The organism is Streptomyces sp. NPDC052236, from assembly GCF_044548015.1.
Classification (GTDB): domain Bacteria; phylum Actinomycetota; class Actinomycetes; order Streptomycetales; family Streptomycetaceae; genus Streptomyces.
The window spans coordinates 1-6,073 of the sequence record NZ_JBIUBL010000074.1 but is presented as its reverse complement, the minus strand read 5'-3'; the positions used below and the strand labels follow the sequence as shown (position 1 = coordinate 6,073).

General features: G+C 68.0%; 3 protein-coding genes. All 3 read right to left on the bottom strand.

The window, feature by feature from the left end:
• Window positions 1-388: 388 nt before the first annotated feature.
• The 3 genes from ACIHCQ_RS44430 to ACIHCQ_RS44420 all read right to left on the bottom strand — a co-directional run bounded on the left by ACIHCQ_RS44430 (window position 389) and on the right by ACIHCQ_RS44420 (window position 5,866).
• On the bottom strand, window positions 389-835 hold the full coding sequence (locus tag ACIHCQ_RS44430) for a hypothetical protein (RefSeq protein WP_399675031.1): 447 nt from the start codon (window positions 833-835) through the stop codon (window positions 389-391).
• A 235-nt stretch (window positions 836-1,070) separates the two neighbouring features.
• Window positions 1,071-2,087: a LuxR C-terminal-related transcriptional regulator gene (locus ACIHCQ_RS44425; protein WP_399675028.1), complete on the bottom strand. Its 1,017-nt coding sequence runs from the start codon at window positions 2,085-2,087 to the stop codon at window positions 1,071-1,073.
• An 80-nt stretch (window positions 2,088-2,167) separates the two neighbouring features.
• Complete coding sequence (locus ACIHCQ_RS44420; protein WP_399675025.1) at window positions 2,168-5,866, bottom strand: S8 family peptidase; 3,699 nt, start codon at window positions 5,864-5,866, stop codon at window positions 2,168-2,170.
• Window positions 5,867-6,073 lie beyond the last annotated feature (207 nt).

The following is a 6,073-nucleotide window of genomic DNA, read 5'->3' as shown; positions in this document are numbered from 1 at the left end:
CCGCCGAACACGCCGACCACACCACCCATGCACTCCCCAATACCCCGAACGCTACGCAGGATTGATCGCTTACACCATCACAGGGGACGTGACCCCCACGCGCGCTCCCCAGCGCCGTCCAAACTCCCCAGATTCCCCCCAGAGGAAGCCCATCCCACGAGCTGGTGCGACGTGCTCTCCATGCTCGTCGGATGAGTTGCGGCAGTCGCAATGTGTGACTGCTGAAGCGGGGAAGTTGGTCAGCAGATTCTTCGTCTGCTGGTGGTACAAGCGCTGCGCTACCGTTGACCAGCAAGAACGATGGGCAGGGCGACCTTTGGCGGGACGTCGGCCCGCGAATGGTCCGGATCTTGGTCCGCTCCGGGGGTGTAACCGCTCACCGGTGAGTTCAGAAGAACGTGACGCCTCTCCAGCGCGAAGCATGCAGAGCCACCGGGGTGCCCGGGGTTCCGTCCTCGGCAGCCGGGTGCAGCCACAGCGCACCCGAACGGTCGCTGGTCACCACATCGCTGCTCCCGTCACCGTCCATGTCACCGACGACGGCCATCTGGGGGCGCTGCCGTGCGCCCCAACCGGACGAAGCGACGGTCGTCGGCGTGCCCAGATCCCACAACTGGTCGGTGCCGTACTGGACCGGGAAGAGATGCAAGGCCCCCGCCCTGTGCTCCGTGCCCAGAAGGAAGGCGCACCGGATTCCGAGGGCACGTCGGAGAATCCGGAGCGGCGTCGAGCCCCAACCGCTCGTCCTGAGGACGGACGGCTCGCCGACCCGCAACTCTTCATGGACCTGCAGATCGAAAATCAGCAGTCGATCGCCCTCCTTGGCCAGCAGCATGGGCAGCGACTCCTCGGTCCTTTCACAGTGAGCTCCATGCGGAAGAATTCAAGTCCTGTGAGACGTTTGTGTAGCTATGAGATCTGTGGTGTGGGTTCCCTGAGCTTGGAGGGGTCGTTGATCCACGCTTCCCGGGGTATCTCGGGTGGGGTGGGGCGGCGGCCGAAGCGTGTTGAGGGCCGCATCCCTAGAAACCGCCGACGGGGGTGCGGCCCTCCGCCGGTTCCTCCGCCTGCTACACCCAGTCCCGCTGAGCGGCCCGCACCCCCAGCTGGAACCGGCTCGCCGCCCCCAGTCTCTCCTGCAGCTCGCTCACCCGCCGTCGCAGCGTCCTGAGGCTCACTCCCAGATGGCGGGCCACCGCCTCGTCCTTCATCCCGGCCGCCAGCAGCCGGATCAACGTCCGCTCGCCTTCGGAGAGTTCACCGTCACCGGCCGCCCGGCCGAGCGGCGTCGCCTGCTGCCACGCCAGCTCGAAGAGTTTCTGCAGGGCCTCGGTCACCGCCGAGTGCCACACCACGACGGCGCAGTAGCCGCCCGCCGCGGAGGCGGTCAGAGGGAGCATCGCCCGACACCCGTCGACCACCAGCAGCTTGAGGGGCACGGACGGCAACACCCGTGCCTGCTCGCCGAGTCCCACCATCTTCCAGGTGCGGGACAGGACGTTCGGATCCTCCAGGGCGGTCGCCGCGTAGATCCCGCGGGAGACGATCCCGCGCCTGAGCAGATCGGCCTGGAGATCCGCCTGTGGGGCGGGCGGGGCGAGATACGGCGGTGTGTCGAAGAGGCACACCTCGTGCTCGGCGCGCGCGTACAGCTCCTCAAGGCGCGCCGCGATGGTGCCCTCGCCAGAGGCGACCTCGATCAGCCGTGCGGGTTCCTCGCGCAGCAGCCCGGCCTCGTACGCGGTGGCGATCTCCTCGGCGGTGGCGGCGAGGAGTTCGGACTCCGTCTCGCGCCGCCGGATCAGTGCGCGGATCGCCACCCGTGGGTCGATTGCGCGTAGCCCGCCCATGGAGTCCGGCGGTTGGATCAGCCCGAGCGCGAGCAGCCGGTTGCAGGCCTCGCGCACTCGCGCCGGGGAGGCACCCGTCAGCAGCGCCCAGCCGGCCGCTCCGGCGTCGGGCTGATGGAGGACCGCCTGGTACACCTGCTCCTCGAGGGCGGAGACCCCCACCGCGGCCCAGGGGCTCGCGGCAGGGGTCTGTCTTGCCGTGTGCTGTAGGTCCGTGTCGTATGCCGTGTTCACCATGGCCCAGCACGGTAGAGGATCTTTGTTAAGGGGCTTCGCACCGCCCCGGGCCGTCGTTCAGTTCAAGCCGAACGCCGTGTCTACTTCAGGCCGAACGCCCGCAGCACGGTCTGGTCGATCTTGTTGCCGTCCCGGTCGGCGGCCTGTACGCGCAGCGTCACGGACTGAGCCCTCTTCGCGGGCTTGAACTTCGCCTCGCCGTGCAAGACCTTCACCTCCTTCCAGGAAACCCCGTCGTCGTACGAGACCCAGGCCTTGAGGCTCTTGGCCGCCACGCTCCCCGTCTGATCGCGGACCGTCAGGCCCAGCTTCAGCTCGCGCCCGGACTCGGCGCGGTTGAGGAGGTCAAGCCCCCGAGCGTCATAGTCGACGGAGAGCAGCGGCAGCGCCGTCTGCTGGTCTGTGTGCGCCGAGGCGAAGGACCATTCGGTGTGGGTGCTGGTGGAGTACTCGGCCCAGTCGGCCGTGCGCTCAGCGTCGAGCACGAGGCGGTACGAGGCCTTCGCCGCCGGGACGTTGAAGGCGCCGACTCCGCCGAGTGTGGTGTCGCCGACCAACTGTCCGTCCGCGTACAGCTTGCCCTTCGCGGTGTCCTGGACGTTCTCCACGGACCCGTAGTGACCCGTCGTGGCGTCGCTCAACTCCGGGACTCTGAAGGTGAGTCTGTCGCCGGTGCGCTGGGAGAGGCCGTACTGCTCACTGGTCGCCGGGCGGACGACCTGGCGCAGCCAGTCCTCGGTGGGCAGCCTGCCCGCCCGGTCGAAGATCTGCAGGGAGTCCCGCTGAGGATAGTTCGCCTTCGAGTCCGGATAGACGGCGTGCCAGATCCGACTGTCGGAGACGTTGTAGTACTCGATGCGCTCCGTGCCGAGCTGCACATTGTTGGTCGTCGCGATGTCGGCCGTCTGCCAGGGGCGGTACCGGTACACGGCGTCCTTGCCGATCTGACCTGCCTGGGCCCCGTGGTAGCGAACCGTCTGCTTCACCGTGTTGGAGCTGTTGAGGTTGTAAGTCTGGTTGGCCGAGACGGCGCCTGTCTGCGGGAACATCACGCTGTACACATAGGGGCTGACCGGAGTGCCGTCCAGCTTCAGCTTGACCTTCTTCCCGCTCTTCAGCAGGGAGCCGAGCTTCGCGCCGTTCTCGCCAGTGGCGATCAGCAGCGGGATGGTCGTGCTGTTCACAGAGGCGATCCAGTACCCGGGCGAGTCGTGGTAGGCGATAACGTAACCGGCCCCGGCCGCAGTCGCGTTGGCCAGTGCCTCGTCCGCCGTCTTACCGGCGGCCACCCGGACCACCGCCACCTTGCCCTTGACGTCGAGTCCCTCGAAGTCGGCCGCGGTGCCGCTGCCCGCGTCCACCGCACGCACCGTGTGGTCACCGCTGATCTTCGCCGGGAAGCCGGTGTACGTCTGCGTGTAGTCGAGGGGCAGCGCGAACTTCTCAGGGCTGGTGACGCTCGCCGTCAGCTCCTTCTCGTACAGCCGGAACTTGGCGGAGAACTCGAACATGCCCTCGGTGACCTTCTCGGTCGGAGCCACATAGACATGGTCGGTCCAGAAGCCCTGGCTGTAGGTCAGCCCAAAGCCACTGCCCGGCCCTTCCCGGTGCCAGTTGGTGCTGAAGCCCTGGAACTCGGAGTCTTCCTTGGTCTTCGGCTTGATCTCGACCGCCTTGCGGGCGTCGAGGACGACCTCCGTGTTTCCGTCGACCTTGATCTCCGGGTCGCCGACGACCGACGTGCCGACCGCCAGCCCGGCCGCGTCCACATCCGGGATCCAGGACGCCATCGAGTACGTACCGGCCGGCACCTGGAAGGTCCAGCCCTTGCCGAGGAACCCGTGCGTGTCCGGGTACGCGCCGTTCAGCTCCTGCAGCATGAAGAGTGACGCGGCGGTGGACGGGTTACCGTCGCGGTTCACCAGCGAGACCTTCAGGTCGTAGGTCTTCGGCAGCTTCTCGAAGCCGATGGCGGTGGTGACCTGGACGCCGTCGGCGCTCGCTGTGATGTGTCCCGTGTACCGGCCCTGTGCCTCCTCGGCCGGGTCGACCGTGACCCCGACGGTGGCGGTGCCCTTCGCCGGGACGGTCATGACGTCCGCGCTCAGGGCGGCATCGGTGAGGGTCGAGGAGATCTTCAACTCCACCGCTTTGTCGGTGGTGTTGGTGTACGTGATGTCCTTGCTGTCGGCCTTGTTGTCGCCGTCCTCGTACTTGCCGAAGCTCAGCGTCGGCGTCGCGAAGACGCCCTGCTGGACGGCCCGTACGGCGTCGACCCGTCCGTCGCCCTGCTCGAACACGGAGTTGACGGTATTTGCCTTCGCGGTAGTGGCCAGGGCCTGCTTGATCTGCTGTCCCGTCCAGTCCGGATGGGCCTGCGCGACCAGCGCCGCGGTGCCCGAGACATGCGGGGTCGCCATCGACGTGCCGCTCGCCGTCGTGTAGTAGTCGTCGACCGGCGTGCCCATGGCGGTGCCGGAGGCGCGGGCCGCGGTGATGGCCACGCCCGGTGCGGTGATCTCCGGCTTGATCGCGGAGTCGCCGAGGCGCGGTCCACGGCTCGAGGACGAGGCCAGCTTGTCGGACTTGTCGACCGAACCCACCGTCAGCGCCGAGTTGGCGATGCCAGGGGTGCCCACGGTCTGCTCGTCCGGTCCCGCGTTGCCTGACGCGATCACGAAGAGGGTGCCGGTGGATGCGGACAGTTCGTCGACGGTCTCGCTCAGCACGTCCGAGGGACCCGAGGCCGTGCCGCCCAGGGACATGGAGACGATTTTCGCGCCGGAGTTCGCCGCCCACTCCATGCCCGCGAGGATCCAGGAGGTCTGGCCGCGACCGTCGTTGGCCAGCACCTTGCCGACGAGCAGTTCCGCACCCGGCGCCACACCCTTGCGCTCGCCGTCCGAGGCCGCGCCCGAGCCGACGATCGTGGATGCCACATGGGTGCCATGACCGTGGCCGTCCTGCACCGTCTGGTCCGGTACGAAGCTCGTCGACTCCGCGATCTTCCCCGCGAGATCCGGGTGATTGGCGTCCACGCCGGTGTCCAGGACGGCGACCTTGACGCCCTTGCCGTCGTAGCCCGTCTGCCACACCTCGGGCGCGCCGATCTGCGGCACGCTCACATCGAGGGACGCCGTCACCTTAGCGTCCAGCCAGATCTTCTCGATGCCGTCGCCGAGCTGTTTCGCGGCCTTGGCGGTGGGCTCGGTGCCGAGGGCCGGTGCGATGTCCGCCCAGAAGGCGGTCGACTTCTTCGCGCTGAGCGCGGCGCCGCCGATCCCGCGCAGCGCGAGCGTCCGGCGCGCCCCGTCGGGGGTCGAACTGCCCTTCTTGTAGGTGGCGATCAGCGGGGTGACATCGGTCTTCGCGTCCGAGTAGCCCTGTTTCACCAGTTGGGTGACGTTGAACAGGGCCGGATCCAGACGGCCCGCCTGCACCAGCGGGATCGCGTCCGCCGGCAGGACGCTGACCTCGCCGTTCCGCTCGCTCGACAGGAAGGTGGCGGCCTCACGGCCCTTGCCGCGCCGGACCTCGACCGCGTACTTGCCCTCTGGGCCGACGGTGAACGACACAGTGTCGCCAGTGACGAGGGTGACGGTCTGCGTGCTGGTTGCGCTGGTTCTGACGGCGGTCTGCTTGCCTGTGGTGCCGCTCCGCACGAGTGTGGCGTCCGGTGCGGTGACCGGTAGCCCGGGGCCTGCCGCCGCGGGGGTGACGGCCCCGGCGAGCAGTCCGGCCGCTCCTGCCACGGCCCAGAGGGCTTGGAGTCTTCGCATGTATGGACTTCCTCCCCTGAACGCTGAACGCTCCCGCGTTGGTGAGCGGGAGTCAGTGATCAGGGTGAGCGCTGCGCGGAAGGCGACTCAAGGGATTGTTGTGGCCTAGGAGCAATGCTGGTGACTTAGATGTCCTGGGCTCGTTGGTTGTGGTGTGGCGAGGGTGGGGCAGGTCAAGTCGCCTGCGGGTGAGCGTTTGTCGGACCG